The organism is Psychrobacter sp. NPDC064578 (assembly GCF_044901245.1).
In the GTDB taxonomy this organism is placed as follows: domain Bacteria; phylum Pseudomonadota; class Gammaproteobacteria; order Pseudomonadales; family Moraxellaceae; genus Psychrobacter; species Psychrobacter cibarius_C.
Genome location: NZ_JBJDPI010000003.1, coordinates 238,027 through 256,477, shown reverse-complemented (window position 1 = coordinate 256,477; position 18,451 = coordinate 238,027). Strand labels below are relative to the sequence as shown.

Here is an 18,451-nt window from a genome sequence, read left to right as displayed (position 1 = left end):
TTATGTAAGAGCAAGTATTAGAAAATGAATGATGAGAGGATACATTAGAGTGATTTTTGATTGACGCGCTGCGACAGCTCCTCTGCGCTTTCTACTCGTTCAGAGTAACGATCAGTCAGATAGGCTGAGCGTCCACGAGTCAGCCAAGTGAATTTCACCAACTCCTCACAAACATCCACGAGACGCAAATATAAAGGAGACTTATCCATACGATTATCGTCGTTAAATTCTAAAAAAGCTTTAGGAATAGAGGACTGATTGGGTATGGTAATCATCCGCATCCAACGCCCTAGAATGCGCAATTGGTTGACCGTATTGAAGCTTTGGCTGCCACCGCTGACTTGCATCACTGCCAAAGTTTTGCCTTGGGTTGGACGTACACCACCTAATGATAATGGAATCCAGTCAATTTGTGCTTTCATAATACTGGTCATACTTCCATGACGCTCTGGGCTCACCCACAGCATACCTTCTGACCACTGCGCCAACTCTCGTAGCTCTTGTACTTTTGGATGATCGGCATCAACAGCATCAGGCAATGGTAAACCCGTCGGATCAAAGGTTCGAACCTCACAACCATACCAACGCAATAGACGGCTCGCTTCTTCACTGGCCAGTTTAGAGAATGAGCGCTGGCGTAGAGAGCCATATAGCACCAATATTTTAGGCGCATGGCGCGGGTCATGTGTACCAATTAAAGACTCAATATCGATAGGCTGTATACTGTCTGCATCAATATTGGGCAAATCACACAAATCGATCACATCTAAATCTGCTGTTTTATTTGCCATGATAAATCACTTCCCCATCTTCTTTAGTAAAGCTGCTCACGGGATTCTCTAACAACTCAAATACGCGCTCAGACGGTCGGCATAATGCTGCGCCTTTATTGGTGACCACGATAGGGCGATTGATTAAAATGGGATGGGCAATCATCGCATCAATGATTTGATCGTCAGACAGTTCAGGATTGTCTAATCCTAACTCATCATTGACAGGCTCTTTGCTTCGTAACAGCTCTCTTGGTGAAATTTGCATTTTTGCCAATAGCTCAACTAAATAATCACGGCTTGGTGGGGTCTTAAGATATTCAATTACTTCTGGATTTTCGCCTGATGCTTTCATGATGGCCAATGTATTGCGAGACGTACCGCATTTTGGATTGTGAAAAATTAGTGATGTCATAGTAATTTTACCTATATTTATGAATATGCTTAGGGTATGTCCTCAATTTTAAAAAAATTGACTAAATGAGCTAAAAATGAGGACACGCCCTAGTAATAAAGAGGTTTGTTAAATCAGTTATGGGCTTACTGATGGTTTGAAAGACTGTCTGCATCAGCAGGTTTAGCACGCTCACCGCTCACATCCGCTCAGACTGTCCATAAGAGACGCACACAATTCTGGATGTCCTGCACAACAATCTTGCAATAGAAACTGAATAACCTCCTCCATATGTGACAGTGAGGCGCGATAAATTATCTGCCGACTGTGCCGTTGAGACACCACCCACCCTGCACGAGCCAGCACCGATAAATGTGCTGACATCGTGTTATGTGGCACAGACAGTTGACGAGCAATTTCACCTGCTGGCAGACCAACGGGCTCTTGGCTGACAAGCAACCTAAAAGCCTTTAGACGAGTATCTTGAGAGAGCGCAGCAAAGCTTGCGATAGCATTAGTTATTTCCATATGTCCAATAATACAGACATATGGAAATAATTCAATATTTTATTTAAAATAATATTGAGATAAAACCAACCCTATCTTTCATCAAAACTTAAAATCGCTGCAAAAACTGCAATAGGGTCTTGCAAGACCGTTAAAATCAGCATAGGCTAATCTATTTAATTTTTCTATTCATCCATACTTTTTATTAGGGAACATTATGCTGTCACATTGGGTACGAGCCATCTTGCAAGCCACCGTCTATGACGTGGCAATTCAAACACCACTTGAAGCGGCGCCCAAGCTGACCCAACGTTTTGCTAATGACATTCGTTTTAAACGTGAAGACTTGCAACCGGTCAAATCCTTTAAATTGCGTGGTGCCTATAATCGAATTAGTCAATTAAGTGATGAGCAAAAAGTACGCGGCGTCATTTGCGCCTCAGCAGGTAATCATGCCCAAGGGGTTGCTTATTCTGCCCGTAAACTTGCCCTAAACAATATCATCGTGATGCCGACCACTACACCTGACATTAAAGTAGATGCCGTTAAAGCACTGGGCGGCAACGTCGATTTGTATGGTGATAGCTTCGATGAAGCCAACCGTTATGCAATCAATCGCGCTGAAACAGAAGGTCTGACTTTTATCCCACCTTACGATGATGAATTGGTGATTGCCGGACAAGGTACCATTGGTCTTGAGCTCACCCAGCAATGGCGCAATATGGATTATGTGTTTGTCGCGGTTGGCGGTGGTGGTCTCATCTCAGGTGTCGCCGCATTTTTGGGTGAAGTTGCCCCGCATGTCAAAGTGATTGCGGTAGAAGCAGAGCAATCAGCTTCTCTTAAAGCGGCGCTTGAAGCCAATGAGCGCGTTAAGCTTGAGCAAGTTGGACTGTTCGTCGACGGCGTGGCAGTTGCTCAAATCGGCGAATTGCCATTTGAAATTGTCCGCATGCAAAAGAGTGATAAATCAGGTCCTTTAGTCGAGCCTGAAGTGGTGACTTGTACCAATGATGAAGTATGCGCGGCGGTTAAAGACATTTTTGAAGAAAATCGCAGTATCGTTGAGCCTGCGGGCGCGTTACCCGTTGCTGGTATGAAAAAATATATCGAAGCCCATAATCTACAAGGTAAAAACTGCGTCGGTATTATTTGCGGTGCCAATATGAACTTTGACCGCCTACGCTATATCGCTGAGCGTACTGAGATTGGTGAGAAAAAAGAAGCCATCTTTGGTGTGACGATTCCTGAGCAGACAGGCGCTTTCTTAAATTTCTGTCGTAGCTTACATGGACGCAATATCACTGAGTTTAATTATCGCGCCGATAGTAAAAAATCACCTGACTCTATGGAACCTGCATCAATATTTGTCGGTATCGCACTAAAAGAAGGCGACAAAGAGCGCAAAACCATTCGCACCCAATTGGCAGCTGATGGCTACACGGCTCATGATCTGACCGATGATGATATTGCCAAATCGCATATCCGCCATTTGATTGGTGGTCATGCACATGTTGCAAACGAGCAATTATTAAGTGTGGTTTTCCCTGAACGTCCAGGGGCATTGCTGAAGTTTCTAGAAAAACTGGGTGATGACTTTAATATCACTTTGTTTCATTATCGCAATCATGGTGCCGCCGAAGGTCGCGTATTGGTCGGTTTGCAAGCGTCTGAAGGTAATTCTCGTCAATTACAAGACGCGTTACTCGATATCGGCTATGACTGCACCATGCTCAATGACAATATCGGTTATCAATTATTTTTGAAATAAAAATAGACTATCAATCCATCAATGGCTGTTTGTTAATCACCAAAAAGCCGCCATTGATGAATGAACAGTGATTATGCATTGGTAGCTTTCATTAATTCATAGCGACCATGATGAGGTGGTAAACCATGACTCAAAAGATATTGATCTTTGTATTATTACTGGTTTTAGCACTTTTAGGTTATAAGATGCTGCAACCTGACAACACGACCAGTAACCCTATTGCTAACGTTGCGACTGATACTCCAGTTGACGCTGCTTTTACCTCAACTGATCTGGATGATGTACCGCCAACGTACGTCGACTCAGATGCAACGTCAACATCAGTCTCGGCAGTAAAACCAGTACTCACGTCGTCAGCATCAGCATCAAGCTTTACCTGTGATGGCAGAAAGCATTGCTCTCAGATGACGTCATGCGCGGAAGCCACTTACTTTGTACAACACTGCCCGAATACCAAAATGGATGGTAATAATGATGGTATCCCATGTGAGCAGCAGTGGTGTCGCTGATTTTATATCAAATATAAACTGAGAACAGCATGCATACTCCTGCTATTTTTGCCGAAGAAAACCTAGAAAATATCATTGGATTTATCGCAGCCAATCCCTTAGCGACCTTGGTTGCTCAAACCAAAGATGGCATCGAAGCCTGCCATATACCGCTCTTCTGGCATAACGATAACTTTATGTCTGATTCTAGTGTTGGTGTTGGTTCTGATATTAACTCTAGTGCTCAGCACGGCTATCTTTACGGTCATTTCGGTCGTAAAAACCCTATTTATCAGAACACCTTACCAGATACTTCGTGGTTAATTATTTTTCAAGATTCTGGACATTATATCAGCCCCAACTGGTATCCTAGCAAAGCGAAAACCCATAAAGAAGTGCCCACTTGGAACTATCAAAGCGTCCATATTCAATCCAAAATTGAGTTGCTTGAAGACGCCGATACGTTGAAATGGATATTAGCAACCATGACTGCACGGCAAGAGGTGCTATCCGACCATCCTTGGTCATTAGATGAGGCACCTGCTACTTATATCGATGCTATGTGCCGAGGGATTATTGGCTTTAAGCTGCCCATCGATTCTATACAAGCCCAATTTAAATTAAGCCAAAATAAAACCGTAGAAAATATCACAGGTGTGATTAATGGTTTAGCGCAGTTAAAGACAAATGATGCGGCAGAAATGGCGATGAAAGTTGCCAATCAGAATAATGGCTAAGACGAGACTTTCTCTCTTTACCATAAAAATCTATTTTTAAACATTTTGATAGCGCAGGGCTCTTTCAATTTGCAAAAAAAGCACCATTAATATTATCTTACTTTATGGATATCGATGAGGTTTTGATGAGTAAACACAACAAAAACCACAATCAGCCTAGCCATAGCAAACCTGATGTCGTGCGTATGCGCCTCGATAAGTGGTTGTGGGCAGCACGATTTTATCGGACACGTAATCTCGCCAAAGAAGCCATCGAAAGCGGACGGGTACATTATGCGGGTAGCCGCGTAAAGACCAGTAAAGAGATTATGATTGGCGATGAACTACAGATTCGTCAAGGCTCAGCCACTGCCATGACTGAAAAGACCGTCGTCGTTGAAGCACTAACGGCGCAACGTGGTAATGCGCTCGCCGCTGAAGTCTTGTATTCAGAGACTGAAGAAAGCGAAGAGCGCCGCGCTTATCATGCTGAGCAGCGCAAACTTGCCAATCTTGCACGGCCTGATAATAAACCCAACAAAAAAGAGCGCCGTGACCTTCAACGCTTTAAGCACAAACAAGAGTAAGCTGGTCAAAGTACGACCTTAGATCATAAATAATATCATTGAAAATTCGTGAACAGATGACCGTATTGTTTAGCTTCTACTCTTGCCATTCAAGGCATTAACCGTTACGCTGACAGCCGATTTACTTAATTAATTGCATGCTAATAAAAGCCGCACTAACATGCCGGTCTCTTATAGCATGTTTTTTTGTTATACAAGGTCATATTATGCTGATGAAAACCTGTACTCCGTCTTCTGTATTATTGGTTTGTTTGGGAAATATTTGCCGATCGCCAACGGCTGAAGAAGTCTTTCGTCAGCAAGCAGCGATTGCTGGATTGTCAATCAAAGTAGATTCAGCAGGAACGAGTGACTCGCATATTGGTCATGCGCCCGACACTCGCTCGCAACGCCATGCAAAAGCGCATGGTTATAAAATCAATAAACTGGTCGCCCGCCAAGTCAGTGCCGATGACTTTCGTAATTTTGATTTAATTCTAGCGATGGATACACAGAATTTAGCTGATTTACAAGCCATCAAAGACAGCTTGATAGAGACAGAAGACAATTTGGCCAAATTGGCTTTATTTAGTGAGGAAGATCCTACTTATGGCGGCGACGATGTGCCAGATCCTTATAAAGGCGATGGTGACGTCTTTGAAGAGGTAATTGAGCGTATTGAGTCAAGCGCACAAGCGTGGATTGAAAGCTGGAAAGCTTGCTAACGATAAAGCTAATTTTCTGCCACCTTTGTGTCTTTCATCCTTTATAATAAACACTGTGTAATTCATTATCTATCTGCCACATGGGCTATGTTATGACCTCAGTTTCACGCTTGGATTCTAGCACTCAATTTGCCATGACCACTGATTTGCCAGCGAGCTTATTGACCCGTGAATTAGTCGATTTGTCACATGGTAATACCATGGCCTTAGCCTGTGTTGCGGATACTGTCGTGACACTGACGGCTGAAGCACAGCTTGACGATTTTATGGCAAATTATACAAAAGACATAGCACAAAACAAGCCATTATTTGTGTTGTCTGGCGGTAGTAATGTGTTATTGCCAGCGCATCTGAATGCTATCGTATTGCAGCCCCAAATGCGCGGTATCAGCCTAACCGCTCAGACAGATAGCCACGTCGATATCGCAGTAATGGCAGGTGAAAACTGGCATGACTTGGTGGTATATACGGTCAGTCAAGGGTGGTATGGGCTAGAAAATCTGGCACTAATCCCAGGGCTAACTGGCGCTGCACCCGTACAAAATATCGGTGCCTATGGCGTCCAACTAGAAGACTGCTTACAGTATGTACGAGCCTATCACTTACCCACTCAAACTTGGCATCATCTCACAGCCGCCGACTGCGAGTTTGGCTATCGTGACAGCATTTTTAAACGTGCGCCTAATACTTGGTTAATCAGCTGTGTTGGATTCAGATTACATACCGATGCAACCAAAATCCTAGCCAGCTATGGTGATGTGCAAACCGTTGCACAACGCTATGCCGAGCAAGACGATCGTACGCAGCCAGTGCCTGCGGATATCATGCAAGCAATTATTGATATTCGCCAACAGAAACTCCCTAATCCCAAGCAACTACCAAATTGTGGTAGCTTTTTTCAAAACCCCATTATTCCTCAATCGCACTTTATTGCTTTACAATCGACCTACCCTACTATCGTCGGCTACGCTATGCCTGATGCCATGGTAAAGGTTGCGGCAGGCTGGTTGATTGAACAGACAGGCTTGAAAGGTGGTGGTATTGCACCGATTGTCACCCATCAGCAGCAAGCCTTGGTGCTGACCAATCATGCCCCTTATCACGCCACTCAAGATGATGTAGCAGATGCCCAACGACATATCGTCGATACGGTTTATGAAAAATTTGCGATTCAGTTAGCGCGTGAGCCAGTTTGGGTAAATACTGACGGCTCTATTGGGTATGATGAGCATGTGGTCTAAGCGGCTATTATCTAAGCGACTATGGCGTTATTACCTGCGTTCAGCTGAGCGTATGATAAAGCTATTTCGTATTATTAATATTACCTTTTTACTTGGTTCAACGACTGTTATTTTAGTACTCATCAGCCTATTCACGCCGCTGTTCTCCCAAGCGATTGTTTATCTATTTACGCTTTTGCCATTGCCTAGCCTATCCTCTGCTGCCTTGAGTTCACCGCCTACCGCTTATGTGGTTTTAGGCGGCGGACTAACCAATGATCATGACAATCAGATTATTCTTAATAGCTACAGCCTCAACCGTGCCCGTACCGCTGCCAGCGCTTATCACGACTTACCCCTACCTATTGTACTAAGCGGTGCTGAAGCGCCGTGGCTCGGTCAATGGCTCATTGAGCATGGTATTGATGGGCTGATAAGTGAAAATGCCAGTATGAATACCTGCGAAAATGCGCGTTTTACCGCCAAACGTATTCCACTGCGTCATGTGTATCTCATTACTGACAGCTACCATATGGCACGTGCTCGTAGACAGTTTGCCTTAAACGGTATCAATAGCACACCACTTAGTGCCCCTTTACCAGTGAGTCGTGACTGGATGAAACCTGCGCAAAACTTAAGTCATTCTCGACGCGCTGTTTATGAAGTTGCCGCTTATTTACGCGATGTGATACGTCCTCAAATGAATTGTCGTCATGCCAACGACGTGACCTCACAGCAGCTGTTAACCCCTAGAGGTAACGCAGCAAAAAACCCTGACGAATAAAGTTCAATACAAGCAGGTAGCCAGTTCAATATCTTTTGATAACTCATCCTAATCACTACCGATCATCCACTATACTTGTGATGAGTGTATAATAATAAAAGAAAATGCTATTTAAGAGAGTTACCATGCTCAGTATATTTTTGTTAATTCCATTAAGTCTCATGCTGTTTGTGGTTGCCATTTGGGCAGTACGCTATGCTGTCAAATCAAACCAGTTTGAAGATTTGGACAATGCATCACAGCGCATCATATTGGATGATCGCCAAGAGCGACGGCAAACCATACAGGCTCATGATTACTCAGCGCCTATTTCGCAAAATGACGATACCACAGCGACTAACATAATCGCTGATGATAAGGTGAGCCATCCTGATATAGAGTCAATTGATCATGCTGACCTTGATAAACATCCAAAAATCTAGCATTGAGCCACCTTATCTATAGTAGAAGCTATTGAAAGTGTGAATATATGGCAACCGAGCGCAAATAGTACGACTTAGTACATTGAACGAGGTGGACGCCATAACCACTTATCAAGGCTTGTACTATCTGCGCAACCTACTGTTAAGTGTTGGTTAAATGCCGATTGTATGCGTAGGTTTGCTTTTCATGTTTTAGGAGAATCGCTCCATGACCACCGCTTTACTTGTTGCGGCACTACTGATGGGATTTTTTGGTTCACCGCATTGCTTAGGCATGTGTGGCGGTCTGGTGACAGCATTTGGGCTATCGATGAAAGACGTCAGCCCTACCAAACGCCGTGCTCTTGTGGCAACTTACCATTTAGGTCGTTTGACCAGTTACGCATTTTTGGGTTTGATAGCAGGATTGATTGGCACCACTGTACTAGAGCCCTTAATGAAAGGTAACAGTACGCCACGTATCTTGCTAGGCTTGGTGTTAGTATTCGTTGGCGTGACCATGCTTGGCGCACCATTTTTAAAAAATCTTGAGCGTTTTGGTATGCGATTTTGGCAATATCTCAGCCCACTTCGTCAAAAAGTATTTCCACTCAATACCTTTCCGCGAGCATTAACGGCTGGACTGCTTTGGGGATTTTTGCCTTGCGGATTAGTTTATGGTGCATTATTACTTGCAGTGGTCGCTCACAATCCACTAAGCGGTGCTGCACTCATGTTTGTGTTTGGCTTAGGAACCGTACCGATGCTAGTCGCCACGCACGAAACCGTTGGTTGGTTACGTGACAAGATTGGACGTTTTCGCTTGAGACAGCTTAATGGCGCTGTCATGGTATTATCTGGCTTAGCCGTTGTGTTTGTCCCTATAGCAATGTCTAGCATGCATGGTGGGCATGATATGTCCAATATGCAAGGCGATCATATGCAAATGAGCGATTCAGAAATGATGGATATGCCGGTGGATACAAATATGGATCACAGCAGCCATCATATGATGCCAACTGATAACAGCACAACTCCCCAAGTTATGGATCATAGTATGCATGATATGAGTGACGGCGCGATCAACACGAACCACGATGAACATTCTGAAATGATGGAACAAGCTCAATAGAATCATCGATAATAGATATTGTTAAAATATAAAATCATTTAACATCGAAATCTGCCATATAAAAAAGCCCTTAACATCAATCATGACGTTGAGGGCTTTTATGATTCCGACAGCTGTACACTATAGTAGAACTGACGGCTTATAAATCACTACTCTTGCCACTGCTCAAGGGTAAACTTAGTATCTAGATGCTTCTCTAGCGCTGGTATATTAAAAGCATCATCTTCACTCACAAAACTAATGCTGATGCCTGTTTGTCCAGCACGACCCGTACGGCCAATACGATGCACGTAATCATCTGGCTGATCAGGTAAGGTATAATTAACCACGTGGCTAACATCATCGACATGGATACCGCGTCCTGCGACATCAGTTGCCACCAAGATAGAAGCATGACCATCTTTAAAACGCTGTAAATACTTTTCGCGTTTTTGTTGAATGACATCGCCTGACAACATCACAATTTTATGCGCTTGACGCAGCTTATGATAGAGACGCTTGACTTGGTCTTTACGATTGGCAAAGACAATCACTTTATCCACTCCCGTATCACTGATGATACGCTGCAACGCTTCTAATTTTTGATCTTCTGTCAGTAAGTAAAAGTGCTGATCGACCAACTCACTGGTTTTATGTTCTGGCTCGATTTCAACAAACTGCGGCTCATGCAACCAGCGATAGGCTAGATTCATCACATCCTGATTAAAGGTGGCAGAAAACAGTAAGCTTTGACGGTCTGTATTGGCTGGCATCCGACCGACCAAACGCTTGATGTCAGGGATAAAACCCATATCTAGCATGCGATCTGCTTCATCTAACACCAGTACTTCCACTCGATCTAAATAGACCATGCCTTTATTGGCAAGATCAATTAGACGACCAGGTGTCGCTACTAAAATATCGACATATTGACGCTCAAGCTCATGCTGCTGAGTCTCATAATTGGTGCCGCCCATGATACAAACACTGTGTAGCGAAGTATATTTGGTCAAAGCGATACAATCATCAAATATTTGCTGAGCAAGCTCGCGAGTGGGCGCCATAACAACGGCACGTGGCTCACCCAAATAACGCTCTTCATCATTGGTAAAAGGACGTTTAAGCAAGGCTTCCATAATGGTCAATAGAAAGGTTGCCGTCTTGCCAGTACCCGTCTGCGCCTGTCCAATAGCATCTTGATTTGCCAACGTATGCGGTAATATTTGTGCTTGAATGGGCGTCAATGAAGTAAAACCTAGATCGCTTACGGCACGTAAGGTCGGTGCTGAAAGTGGCAAATCAGTAAACGTGGTAAAATTACTCAAAAAAATATCCTTTTAAATTAATCACTTGTTCATTACTAATAATAAGTAGGCTCATGATAACCCGTTATATTGCTATCTAAATTAAGCAGCAACAACAATATGAAATATATATATATCTGACTGAGATACGGGCATAAAAAAAGCCAAGCCTAACGCCTAATCCCACCAAACATGCTAATTTTGACTCAACATGGGTAAGATAAAACGGGCTTGACTCAGTAGTATATCAGTAGTGTCTACAGACATTATAGCTAAACCGCTCTAATGACTGGATAGATTACTCTTCTACTTTTCTGACTTCTTCAGCTTGAAGACCTTTATCACCTTCTACCACACTGAATTCGACCTTTTCGCCATCTTTTAGAGAACGATAGCCATCACCTTGAATCGCGCGGAAATGGACAAAAATATCTTCTCCGCTGTCACGTTGAATGAAGCCAAAGCCTTTTGAGTCATTAAACCACTTAACGATACCTTGCTCACGAGCTGACATAATATTGCTTCCTAAAAAAGTCCGCTTAGCCCCAAATTCCTTTGCAACATTGCATATAAACGGGATCTAAGATGATGAAATCAAAAACTTAAGAGTACTATCCTCACTTCTGTTATCTACATATCGCATCTATAGCAAATAACGGTATGTGGCAACATAGTGAGTATTTACAAACATAACGACCGTCTTACTGATTGCTCTACTTCGGCAGTAGCAACAAACTTGCAATAATTATTGCATAAAAAATATCATAGCACGGGTTTTTAGCAACATAAAGACTTTTAACATGATTTTTTGGCTTTAGCTTTATTTTTCATGTAATTTTTTTATAACCTCGTCATCAAGCTGTTATCATAAAGAGAAAGGTTTGATTAAACTGTGCAATTTTACGCTTATGCCATTTCATGCTTATACAGTATCTAAATCTTATAACAAATAATAAATCCTCAACCTCGTTTCATCGTTATAGAGACCATTATGACCTCTCCTTCTCAGTCTATACCAACCGTCACGCCTTCGAAGCAAAATGCCGATAAAACACTCACTCATAAGTTATTGCTCGTTAATGGGGTCAATTTGAATTTACTGGGTAAGCGCGAACCTGAGATTTATGGTCATACGACACTAGCAGATATCGAGGAACCTCTGATCGCACGTGCAGCTCAGCACGGTATTGAATTGATATGTATACAATCCAATCATGAAGGTAAACTGATAGATGACATCCAATATCATGGACTTTTAGCGGATACCGCCCTGCAAGTAGATGCCATTATCATTAACCCCGCCGCCTTTACTCATACCTCGGTTGCGTTACGTGATGCGCTCTTGGCCACACAAAAACCGTTTATAGAGGTACACTTATCCAATGTGCATGCGCGCGAGCCTTTTCGCCATCATTCTTATCTAAGCGATGTCGCCGTCGGTGTTATTTGTGGTTTGGGGCATCTGGGTTATCAAATGGCATTGTCCTACTGGCTTGATAGCCTCTACTCTGTCACAATCAGCGATTAATGCTCAATTTTGATAACCAAAAATCATGAATTGTATAACTATACTTTATCAATAGCACACGAGTTAAACAGCAATTGTTTGACTAAAATACTAAAATTATGGCTGAGCAAACAACCCACTATATGGTGATATGAATGGCAAAATCGTCTGGAAAGCGCTTTATGAAATTGGCTGGCATGACAGCAAGCATTGCCGGCAAAGCAGCTAAAAACTCATTTAAGCACCTCTCAAGTGACGAAGAAAAACGTTTGCAAGCACGCTCAGAGCTGATGCAAGATGTGGGCATTCAGATAGCCGAAACGTTGGGTGAAATGAAAGGCGCGGTGATGAAAGTCGGGCAAATTGCCTCGCAATATAAAGACGTGTTCCCACCAGAAGTTGCGACAGCGTTAGAAAAGCTGCAAAAAGATGCGCCGCCCATGCCGTATGCGCAGATACGTGCACAAATCGAGCGCGAGCTTAAAGCGCCTGTGGCAGAATTATTTAGCGAATTTGAAGAAACACCGTTTGCGGCGGCTTCCATCGGTCAAGTGCATAAAGCCGTTTTGCCATCTGGTCAAAAAGTGGTGGTTAAAGTTCAATATCCTGATGTCGATGAAAACTGTGACAGTGACCTCAAACAAGTACGCATGGCACTGAAAATCGCGGGTGTGCTCAATATGAGCAAACAATTGCAAGAGCAACTATTCAACGAGATTCGCCAAAGTTTACATGATGAATTGGACTATATTAAAGAAGCGCATAACTTACGAGTGTTTGGCGCATTTCATGCAGAAGACAAAGGTCTTATTATTCCTAAAGTCATTAGCAGCCACTCTTCTAAACGGGTTTTAACCCTAACAGAAGAGATGGGAGAAACCCTAACCATCGCGGCGACTTGGGACAATGACATCAAACAACACATAGCCAAGCGCCTGTTCCACTTTACCGCAGGACAACTATTTGGCTTATACCGTATGCACTGTGACCCACATCCCGGCAACTTTGCCTTTCGCAAAGACGGCAGTGTGGTGGCTTATGATTTTGGCGGCATTCGTAGCTATAGTGACAGCGAAGTTCAATTGTTCCGCCGTTTTGCTAAGCATGCCATTAAAGGAGATGTGACTGCCCTTGAGCAGGACCTCATCGCTCTTGATATTCGCCGTGATGACGATAAAAATATCCCCGGAGAGTTTTATGAGAAATGGCTATCCATTGGGCTAAAGCCTCTGTCTATTCAACCTTATCAACAAGGCGATTTTGATTTTGCTCAAAGTCAGGTTCACCACGAAGTCATTGCTCAAATGCGGACGTCATTGAAGTACTTTGGTCAATTCCAACCTTCTGCAACCACCATGATGCTAGATCGCACAGTGTCAGGACAATACTGGAACTTGGTCAACCTCGGTGTTGATATTGACTTATCACCACTCGTTAGTGAATACATTGATGTATAACGATATAAAATATAGAGTGTTAAGAAAGCAGACAACGCACAAACACTACTAAATATGCAAAGCGTGTCCACAACGATCACAGAATTCTGCTGCAATGGCATGACCGAATTTGCCACAATTAGGACAGGTGACGGGATTGAGTTGCGGACGCATATTACGTGCCAGCTCAGAAGTAAAAATCCCCGTTGGCACTGCAATGATCGAATAACCCGTAATCATGACCATGCTCGCAATCGCCTGACCTAACGGCGTTTTAGGTGACATATCACCGTAACCGACCGTGGTCATGGTGACGACTGCCCAGTAGATAGACAGCGGAATACTGGTAAAGCCATTTTCAGGGCCTTCTACCACGTAAATAATCGAGCCGAAAATCGTGACCAATAATACCAGCGACAAAAAGAATACCGTGATTTTTTGCTGACTGGTTTTAAGCGCCGAGGCCAAAAATCCCGCTTGCTGCATATAAGCTTTGAGCTTGAGTACGCGAAACACACGTAAAATACGCAAAACCCGTATCACTAATAGATACTGTACCCCTACAAACATGAGGCTTAGGTAACTTGGCAGCACAGACAATAAATCGACTACCCCAAAAAAACTAAAGACGTAACGCACGCGGTTGGGTGCTGAAAACAACCTGAGCGCATACTCTATCGTGAATAAAATGGTAAAAAACCATTCAGCATAGAAGAATATAGTGCCATATTGCAGGCGCATGTATAGCACACTGTCCAGCATGACCACAGCCACACTGGTCAAAATCGCAATCAATAATACAATATCAAAAAGTTTACCCAAACGGGTATCTGTGCCTTCAATAATAATATGAATGCGATTACGCAGGTGGGTAATGGCTTCAGCCGTCGGTTGCTTCATATAGTCAGTAGTATCGAGTCAGTAGCGATATAAAATTAATGGCTTGATGGCAACCAATGATTTAAAATACGCTGGATAAGGCCAAGTTAGTCAAAATAGATAAAATTGGTTTATAATATTGCTCACAGGTCACGTGTGAATACAATCACTAAGTTGCCACAGTGTAGCAAAAAAGCACTCTCAACAAAATACAAATCGTTAACGTGTCGGTAGCTCTGTTACTTCAAAGAGATAGCGTAAGCTATATCATAGAAACAGGTGATCTGATGTGTGTCATCATGCAGATTGAAAAATCTTAAAATGTATAAATACGCTCATTCATGACACACTCATAGTAAAAGATTGTTATTAAAACCTGTTTTAAGCACAATAAATAATACGCAAAACTTAAGGATGTTATATGGCAGGCCATTCAAAATGGGCAAATATTAAACACCGTAAAGCCCGTCAGGATGCGGTAAAAGGTAAAGTATTCACTAAAATTATTCGTGAAATTGTCTCTGCTGCCAAGCAAGGTGATCCTGACCCTAACAAGAATCCGCGCCTACGTGCTGTCATTGAAAAAGCCCTATCTGTCAACATGACGCGAGACACCATCAACCGTGCAGTAGCTCGTGGTACAGGCGGTGATGACAATGACAATATGGACGAAGTAAGCTATGAAGGCTATGGCATCGGCGGCGTCGCAGTACTTGTCGAAACTTTGACTGACAATCTTAACCGAACAGTCAGTGAAGTACGCCACGCCTTTACCAAAAATGAAGGCAATCTGGGTACTACTGGCTCGGTGGCTTACCTATTTAATAAGCGCGGTGAAATCATCTTTAATGACACAAGCCTAGAAGATGAAGTCATGCTAGTGGCATTAGATGCAGGCGCGCTTGATATCGAGAATGATGGTGAAAGCTTGCTCGTCATCACTGAATGGGAAAATTTCGGTCATGTTAAAGATGCGCTTAATGCTGCAGGTTTGGTCTCCGACAATGCTGAAGTGACCATGGCACCGTCTACCAGTGCTGAAATAGACAATGTCGATGATGCGCTAAAAGTCATGAAAATGATTGATATGTTAGAAGATATCGATGATGTGCAAGAGGTTTATAGTAATGTGAACTTTTCTGCTGACGTAATGACCCAACTTGAGCAATAGTTTTATCCAGCAACCCTTTATGTCTCACACATCAAAAAGCCAAACGTTTTAAATGTTTGGCTTTTTTTGTTTAGTAATATCTGACGAACGCTTCGCTCCTACTAGGTTTTGCAAGTGACACCTTCGAGCGCTAGCAGGTACTCTTTTTTATCTAGCCCGCCTGTATACCCTCCCAGCTTACCATCGCTAGCAATGACACGATGACACGGAACGATAATGCTAAAAGGGTTTTTACTGTTAGCATTAGCAACCGCGCGAAACCCTTTGGGACTAGCGACATTTTGTGCCAGTGTCGCATAGCTTATAGTTTCGCCATAGCCAATATCTTGTAACGCTTGCCAAACTCGTTGCTGAAACTTGGTTCCTAAGCTGATATCTAATGGCAAATCGAATGCCTGACGATCACCTTTAAAATACGATTTTAATTGCGCTATAGTCTCTATGAGTAGCGCTTGGGCAGGCTCATTTTCGCTTAGGCTATCCTCATTGATAAACGTAAAGCTCTGATCGACAAGCCCATAGTGCTTCTTAAGTTTGGGAATAGATTTTGAGCTATGCCAAGAGTCACCTGCTATCAGCCAATTGACTTCTACAAGCTTAGGACGACTATGCTCATTGACACTCGCAACTAACGTTAGCTGGTGTGCCCCAAAAGCGGCTGTGGTGACTATCATGATACTTCCTTTCAAATGATAATATTTTCAAAAATCGTTCATCGACTAAGACAACCTATCGAGCGCTACTCTTTATCATCGGTCTCAAATAATGCGGCGACAAATTGTTTTGGACTAAAGGCACGTAAATCATCAATCGACTCACCGACACCAATATAACGAATAGGAACATCCGTCGTTTCGGCAATATTGAACACCACACCACCCTTCGCCGTACCGTCTAATTTGGTAATGGTAATACCGGTTAATGGTACAACTTTGTTAAAGAGTTCTACTTGATTAATCGCATTTTGACCGGTGCCGGCATCAAGCACAATCATACCTTCGTGCGGTGCGCTTGGATCAGCTTTACGCATGACGCGTACCACTTTTTCAAGCTCTGCCATCAGGTGGGTTTTATTCTGCAAGCGTCCAGCAGTATCAGCGATTAATACATCGATATTTTTTGCTTTGGCAGACTGCATGGCATCAAAGATAACAGAGGCGCTGTCAGAGCCATGACCTTGGGCGACGACTGGAATGTTATTACGCTCACCCCAAATTTGTAGCTGTTCAGTCGCGGCAGCGCGGAACGTATCACCAGCCGCCAACATGACGGATTTGCCTTCGCCTTGTAAGCGCTTGGCAAGTTTACCAATCGTCGTGGTTTTACCCACACCGTTAACACCCACGACTAAAATCACAAAAGGTTTTTTGCTGGTATCAATAATGAGTGGTGCGACTTTTGGCGTTAAAATATCAACCAATTCAGTTTGCAACGCTTTATATAATGAATGCGCATAAATCAAATCACCACGGTCTGTCTGCTCGGTCAGACTTTTGATAATACGATTGGTCGCGTTGACACCGATATCGGCGACCAATAACTGATCTTCGACTTCTTCTAATAGCTCATCATCAATCTCTTTGCCACCGATCAAAATACTGACCATACCTTCGGCAAGATTTTTACGCGACTTACTTAGCCCCGTTTTCATGCGGTTAAACCAGCTGCCTTTTTTCTTGTTTTCTTGCAGCTCTGTAGATTCGATTTCTGCTTGAGTGGTCGCTTGTACCGCACTACTCGCAGGACTGACATTTGGGCTATCCCCAAGTTGCTCTTGTAATGGCATGGTTGGGGCAGTAGAAATAGTGCTAAGCTTAGTATTAATATTTTTATTATTATCGTTATCAGTTGAGGAAGCGCTTATAAAGCTCTCAGAGGCGTTTTTAGACGTGCTTTGCTCTTCTGTCCTCACAATTGGCGCACCCAAAGCAATGTTTTGTGCCGCATCAGCACTTGAGACATCTTTGTTTATCGTGCTGTCTTTTTGCTGATCTTCGATGCTTTGATCATTGGGCGCTTGGATAGAGCCTGCATCTTCTTTCTCATCGATAATGGGCACAGATTGCGAAGGCAGACTGGGTAAGGTAATATCATCGTCATCTAGGTCATCAAGATTGCCATCGAGATTAATGATTACACGACTGCTATTATTGGAGTTATTCATAAGCTTGCCCTAAAAGTTATCACGGTCAGTTATTTGATTATTTTAAATGGGTTGGTATATCGTCATGTTTTTGTCATGGATCATGACCCACGACAGTCAATTTTTAGCCTAGTTTATCATAATTCGAGTTGTGCTCAGACCTTACCATCATAGCCTATCGTCAATTTTTGCAAATCTGGCAAGTCATACCATCCCTTTAGAAGGTTTCGCTTAAGATTTGGCAACAAAAATCTGACCTTACACATGCTAAACTTCGCCTACTCTACCAGAGTTTATTGTAGAACAAGCCTTATTCCAAAACTTACCAATTACTTCACTATCGCTCACTCAACCCTCATTTTTAGGAATTATCTATGCCATCACTATCTAATACTGACAAAACGTACGGTAAAAAAGCAATCAGCATCAGCGCAGCTTTATTAGTAGCGACACTTGTACTATCTGCGACAGGCTGTAATACCACCCAAGAATTTAAGCCAACAGCCAGTGTGATGGTTGGGGCACATAAATCTTTATAAAACCTGCTATCTATCGCTA

20 protein-coding genes and 1 pseudogene are annotated in these 18,451 nt (G+C 43.0%); 13 read left to right on the top strand and 8 right to left on the bottom strand.

Annotation, left to right across the window (positions count from 1 at the left end; all coding sequences use genetic code 11):
- Positions 1 to 44: 44 nt before the first annotated feature.
- From arsH to ACI2JM_RS04770, 3 genes are all read right to left on the bottom strand, one after another.
- On the bottom strand, positions 45 to 791 hold the full coding sequence (arsH, locus tag ACI2JM_RS04780; protein WP_404642505.1) for an arsenical resistance protein ArsH: 747 nt from the start codon (positions 789 to 791) through the stop codon (positions 45 to 47).
- A complete protein-coding gene (gene arsC / locus ACI2JM_RS04775; protein WP_404642503.1) occupies positions 781 to 1,185 on the bottom strand; it encodes an arsenate reductase (glutaredoxin) in 405 nt (134 codons plus the stop codon). Before arsC ends, arsH begins: the two co-directional genes overlap by 11 nt.
- 171 nt (positions 1,186 to 1,356) lie before the next feature.
- The gene (locus tag ACI2JM_RS04770; RefSeq protein ID WP_404642501.1) at positions 1,357 to 1,692 is read right to left on the bottom strand and encodes an ArsR/SmtB family transcription factor; all 336 of its coding nucleotides are present in this window, start codon (positions 1,690 to 1,692) and stop codon (positions 1,357 to 1,359) included.
- A gap of 196 nt (positions 1,693 to 1,888) precedes the next feature.
- On the opposite strand from ACI2JM_RS04770, the gene ilvA reads away from it, so the two are divergent.
- From ilvA to ACI2JM_RS04725, 9 genes and pseudogenes are all read left to right on the top strand, one after another.
- On the top strand, positions 1,889 to 3,442 hold the full coding sequence (ilvA, locus tag ACI2JM_RS04765) for a threonine ammonia-lyase, biosynthetic (protein WP_045446449.1): 1,554 nt from the start codon (positions 1,889 to 1,891) through the stop codon (positions 3,440 to 3,442).
- 347 nt (positions 3,443 to 3,789) lie between these two features.
- Positions 3,790 to 3,951, top strand: a pseudogene (locus ACI2JM_RS04760) (excalibur calcium-binding domain-containing protein); the annotation flags it as partial.
- 29 nt (positions 3,952 to 3,980) lie between these two features.
- Positions 3,981 to 4,667 carry an FMN-binding negative transcriptional regulator gene (locus ACI2JM_RS04755; protein ID WP_404642499.1) on the top strand — a complete coding sequence of 229 codons (687 nt, stop codon included), beginning with the start codon at positions 3,981 to 3,983 and terminating at the stop codon, positions 4,665 to 4,667.
- 125 nt (positions 4,668 to 4,792) lie between these two features.
- Positions 4,793 to 5,233, top strand: coding sequence for an RNA-binding S4 domain-containing protein (locus ACI2JM_RS04750; RefSeq protein ID WP_404642497.1), 441 nt, complete (start codon positions 4,793 to 4,795; stop codon positions 5,231 to 5,233).
- A gap of 206 nt (positions 5,234 to 5,439) precedes the next feature.
- The gene (locus ACI2JM_RS04745) at positions 5,440 to 5,937 is read left to right on the top strand and encodes a low molecular weight protein-tyrosine-phosphatase (RefSeq protein WP_404642496.1); all 498 of its coding nucleotides are present in this window, start codon (positions 5,440 to 5,442) and stop codon (positions 5,935 to 5,937) included.
- Positions 5,938 to 6,071: 134 nt separating this feature from the next.
- Positions 6,072 to 7,178 carry a UDP-N-acetylmuramate dehydrogenase gene (gene murB, locus ACI2JM_RS04740; protein WP_404642647.1) on the top strand — a complete coding sequence of 369 codons (1,107 nt, stop codon included), beginning with the start codon at positions 6,072 to 6,074 and terminating at the stop codon, positions 7,176 to 7,178.
- Positions 7,168 to 7,941, top strand: coding sequence for a YdcF family protein (locus ACI2JM_RS04735; protein WP_404642494.1), 774 nt, complete (start codon positions 7,168 to 7,170; stop codon positions 7,939 to 7,941). Before murB ends, ACI2JM_RS04735 begins: the two co-directional genes overlap by 11 nt.
- Before the next feature lie 125 nt (positions 7,942 to 8,066).
- A complete protein-coding gene (ccoS, locus tag ACI2JM_RS04730; protein WP_404642492.1) occupies positions 8,067 to 8,363 on the top strand; it encodes a cbb3-type cytochrome oxidase assembly protein CcoS in 297 nt (98 codons plus the stop codon).
- A 208-nt stretch (positions 8,364 to 8,571) separates the two neighbouring features.
- The gene (locus ACI2JM_RS04725) at positions 8,572 to 9,474 is read left to right on the top strand and encodes a sulfite exporter TauE/SafE family protein (protein ID WP_404642490.1); all 903 of its coding nucleotides are present in this window, start codon (positions 8,572 to 8,574) and stop codon (positions 9,472 to 9,474) included.
- Between the two features lie 149 nt (positions 9,475 to 9,623).
- Here the strand turns inward: ACI2JM_RS04725 and ACI2JM_RS04720 are convergent, their stop codons facing one another.
- Positions 9,624 to 10,778, bottom strand: a complete 1,155-nt coding sequence (locus ACI2JM_RS04720; RefSeq protein WP_404642488.1) for a DEAD/DEAH box helicase — start codon at positions 10,776 to 10,778, stop codon at positions 9,624 to 9,626.
- Positions 10,779 to 11,055: 277 nt separating this feature from the next.
- Positions 11,056 to 11,271 (bottom strand): cold-shock protein, encoded by a 216-nt coding sequence (locus ACI2JM_RS04715; protein WP_011513806.1) that lies wholly within the window; start codon positions 11,269 to 11,271, stop codon positions 11,056 to 11,058.
- A gap of 477 nt (positions 11,272 to 11,748) precedes the next feature.
- Here ACI2JM_RS04715 and aroQ point away from each other — a divergent pair, with 477 nt between their 5' ends.
- Together aroQ and ACI2JM_RS04705 are read left to right on the top strand one after the other, a co-directional pair.
- Complete coding sequence (gene aroQ, locus ACI2JM_RS04710) at positions 11,749 to 12,285, top strand: type II 3-dehydroquinate dehydratase (protein ID WP_404642486.1); 537 nt, start codon at positions 11,749 to 11,751, stop codon at positions 12,283 to 12,285.
- A 134-nt stretch (positions 12,286 to 12,419) separates the two neighbouring features.
- On the top strand, positions 12,420 to 13,721 hold the full coding sequence (locus ACI2JM_RS04705; RefSeq protein WP_404642484.1) for an ABC1 kinase family protein: 1,302 nt from the start codon (positions 12,420 to 12,422) through the stop codon (positions 13,719 to 13,721).
- A 48-nt stretch (positions 13,722 to 13,769) separates the two neighbouring features.
- On the opposite strand, the gene ACI2JM_RS04700 is transcribed toward ACI2JM_RS04705, so the two are convergent.
- Positions 13,770 to 14,600 (bottom strand): ion transporter, encoded by an 831-nt coding sequence (locus ACI2JM_RS04700; RefSeq protein WP_045446426.1) that lies wholly within the window; start codon positions 14,598 to 14,600, stop codon positions 13,770 to 13,772.
- 400 nt (positions 14,601 to 15,000) lie between these two features.
- Here ACI2JM_RS04700 and ACI2JM_RS04695 point away from each other — a divergent pair, with 400 nt between their 5' ends.
- The gene (locus ACI2JM_RS04695) at positions 15,001 to 15,750 is read left to right on the top strand and encodes a YebC/PmpR family DNA-binding transcriptional regulator (protein ID WP_045446423.1); all 750 of its coding nucleotides are present in this window, start codon (positions 15,001 to 15,003) and stop codon (positions 15,748 to 15,750) included.
- 101 nt (positions 15,751 to 15,851) lie between these two features.
- Here ACI2JM_RS04695 and ACI2JM_RS04690 read toward each other — a convergent pair whose 3' ends face one another.
- Positions 15,852 to 16,424 (bottom strand): methylated-DNA--[protein]-cysteine S-methyltransferase, encoded by a 573-nt coding sequence (locus ACI2JM_RS04690; protein ID WP_404642481.1) that lies wholly within the window; start codon positions 16,422 to 16,424, stop codon positions 15,852 to 15,854.
- A 65-nt stretch (positions 16,425 to 16,489) separates the two neighbouring features.
- Positions 16,490 to 17,401: a signal recognition particle-docking protein FtsY gene (gene ftsY / locus ACI2JM_RS04685; RefSeq protein ID WP_226914676.1), complete on the bottom strand. Its 912-nt coding sequence runs from the start codon at positions 17,399 to 17,401 to the stop codon at positions 16,490 to 16,492.
- A gap of 866 nt (positions 17,402 to 18,267) precedes the next feature.
- On the opposite strand from ftsY, the gene ACI2JM_RS04680 reads away from it, so the two are divergent.
- Positions 18,268 to 18,432, top strand: a complete 165-nt coding sequence (locus ACI2JM_RS04680) for a hypothetical protein (protein ID WP_157908393.1) — start codon at positions 18,268 to 18,270, stop codon at positions 18,430 to 18,432.
- Positions 18,433 to 18,451: the final 19 nt, after the last annotated feature.

What these genes read in the sequence shown, in the direction of transcription:
- ilvA (WP_045446449.1), top strand. Translation starts at nt 1,889, where the DNA reads ATGCTGTCACATTGGGTACGAGCCATCTTGCAAGCCACCGTCTATGAC.
- arsC (WP_404642503.1), bottom strand. Translation starts at nt 1,185, where the DNA reads ATGACATCACTAATTTTTCACAATCCAAAATGCGGTACGTCTCGCAAT.
- ACI2JM_RS04725 (WP_404642490.1), top strand. Translation starts at nt 8,572, where the DNA reads ATGACCACCGCTTTACTTGTTGCGGCACTACTGATGGGATTTTTTGGT.
- ACI2JM_RS04705 (WP_404642484.1), top strand. Translation starts at nt 12,420, where the DNA reads ATGGCAAAATCGTCTGGAAAGCGCTTTATGAAATTGGCTGGCATGACA.
- ACI2JM_RS04770 (WP_404642501.1), bottom strand. Translation starts at nt 1,692, where the DNA reads ATGGAAATAACTAATGCTATCGCAAGCTTTGCTGCGCTCTCTCAAGAT.
- aroQ (WP_404642486.1), top strand. Translation starts at nt 11,749, where the DNA reads ATGACCTCTCCTTCTCAGTCTATACCAACCGTCACGCCTTCGAAGCAA.
- ACI2JM_RS04690 (WP_404642481.1), bottom strand. Translation starts at nt 16,424, where the DNA reads ATGATAGTCACCACAGCCGCTTTTGGGGCACACCAGCTAACGTTAGTT.
- ACI2JM_RS04700 (WP_045446426.1), bottom strand. Translation starts at nt 14,600, where the DNA reads ATGAAGCAACCGACGGCTGAAGCCATTACCCACCTGCGTAATCGCATT.
- ACI2JM_RS04750 (WP_404642497.1), top strand. Translation starts at nt 4,793, where the DNA reads ATGAGTAAACACAACAAAAACCACAATCAGCCTAGCCATAGCAAACCT.
- murB (WP_404642647.1), top strand. Translation starts at nt 6,072, where the DNA reads ATGACCACTGATTTGCCAGCGAGCTTATTGACCCGTGAATTAGTCGAT.
- ACI2JM_RS04745 (WP_404642496.1), top strand. Translation starts at nt 5,440, where the DNA reads ATGCTGATGAAAACCTGTACTCCGTCTTCTGTATTATTGGTTTGTTTG.
- ACI2JM_RS04735 (WP_404642494.1), top strand. Translation starts at nt 7,168, where the DNA reads ATGTGGTCTAAGCGGCTATTATCTAAGCGACTATGGCGTTATTACCTG.
- ACI2JM_RS04715 (WP_011513806.1), bottom strand. Translation starts at nt 11,271, where the DNA reads ATGTCAGCTCGTGAGCAAGGTATCGTTAAGTGGTTTAATGACTCAAAA.
- ACI2JM_RS04695 (WP_045446423.1), top strand. Translation starts at nt 15,001, where the DNA reads ATGGCAGGCCATTCAAAATGGGCAAATATTAAACACCGTAAAGCCCGT.
- arsH (WP_404642505.1), bottom strand. Translation starts at nt 791, where the DNA reads ATGGCAAATAAAACAGCAGATTTAGATGTGATCGATTTGTGTGATTTG.
- ACI2JM_RS04755 (WP_404642499.1), top strand. Translation starts at nt 3,981, where the DNA reads ATGCATACTCCTGCTATTTTTGCCGAAGAAAACCTAGAAAATATCATT.
- ftsY (WP_226914676.1), bottom strand. Translation starts at nt 17,401, where the DNA reads ATGAAAACGGGGCTAAGTAAGTCGCGTAAAAATCTTGCCGAAGGTATG.
- ccoS (WP_404642492.1), top strand. Translation starts at nt 8,067, where the DNA reads ATGCTCAGTATATTTTTGTTAATTCCATTAAGTCTCATGCTGTTTGTG.
- ACI2JM_RS04680 (WP_157908393.1), top strand. Translation starts at nt 18,268, where the DNA reads ATGCCATCACTATCTAATACTGACAAAACGTACGGTAAAAAAGCAATC.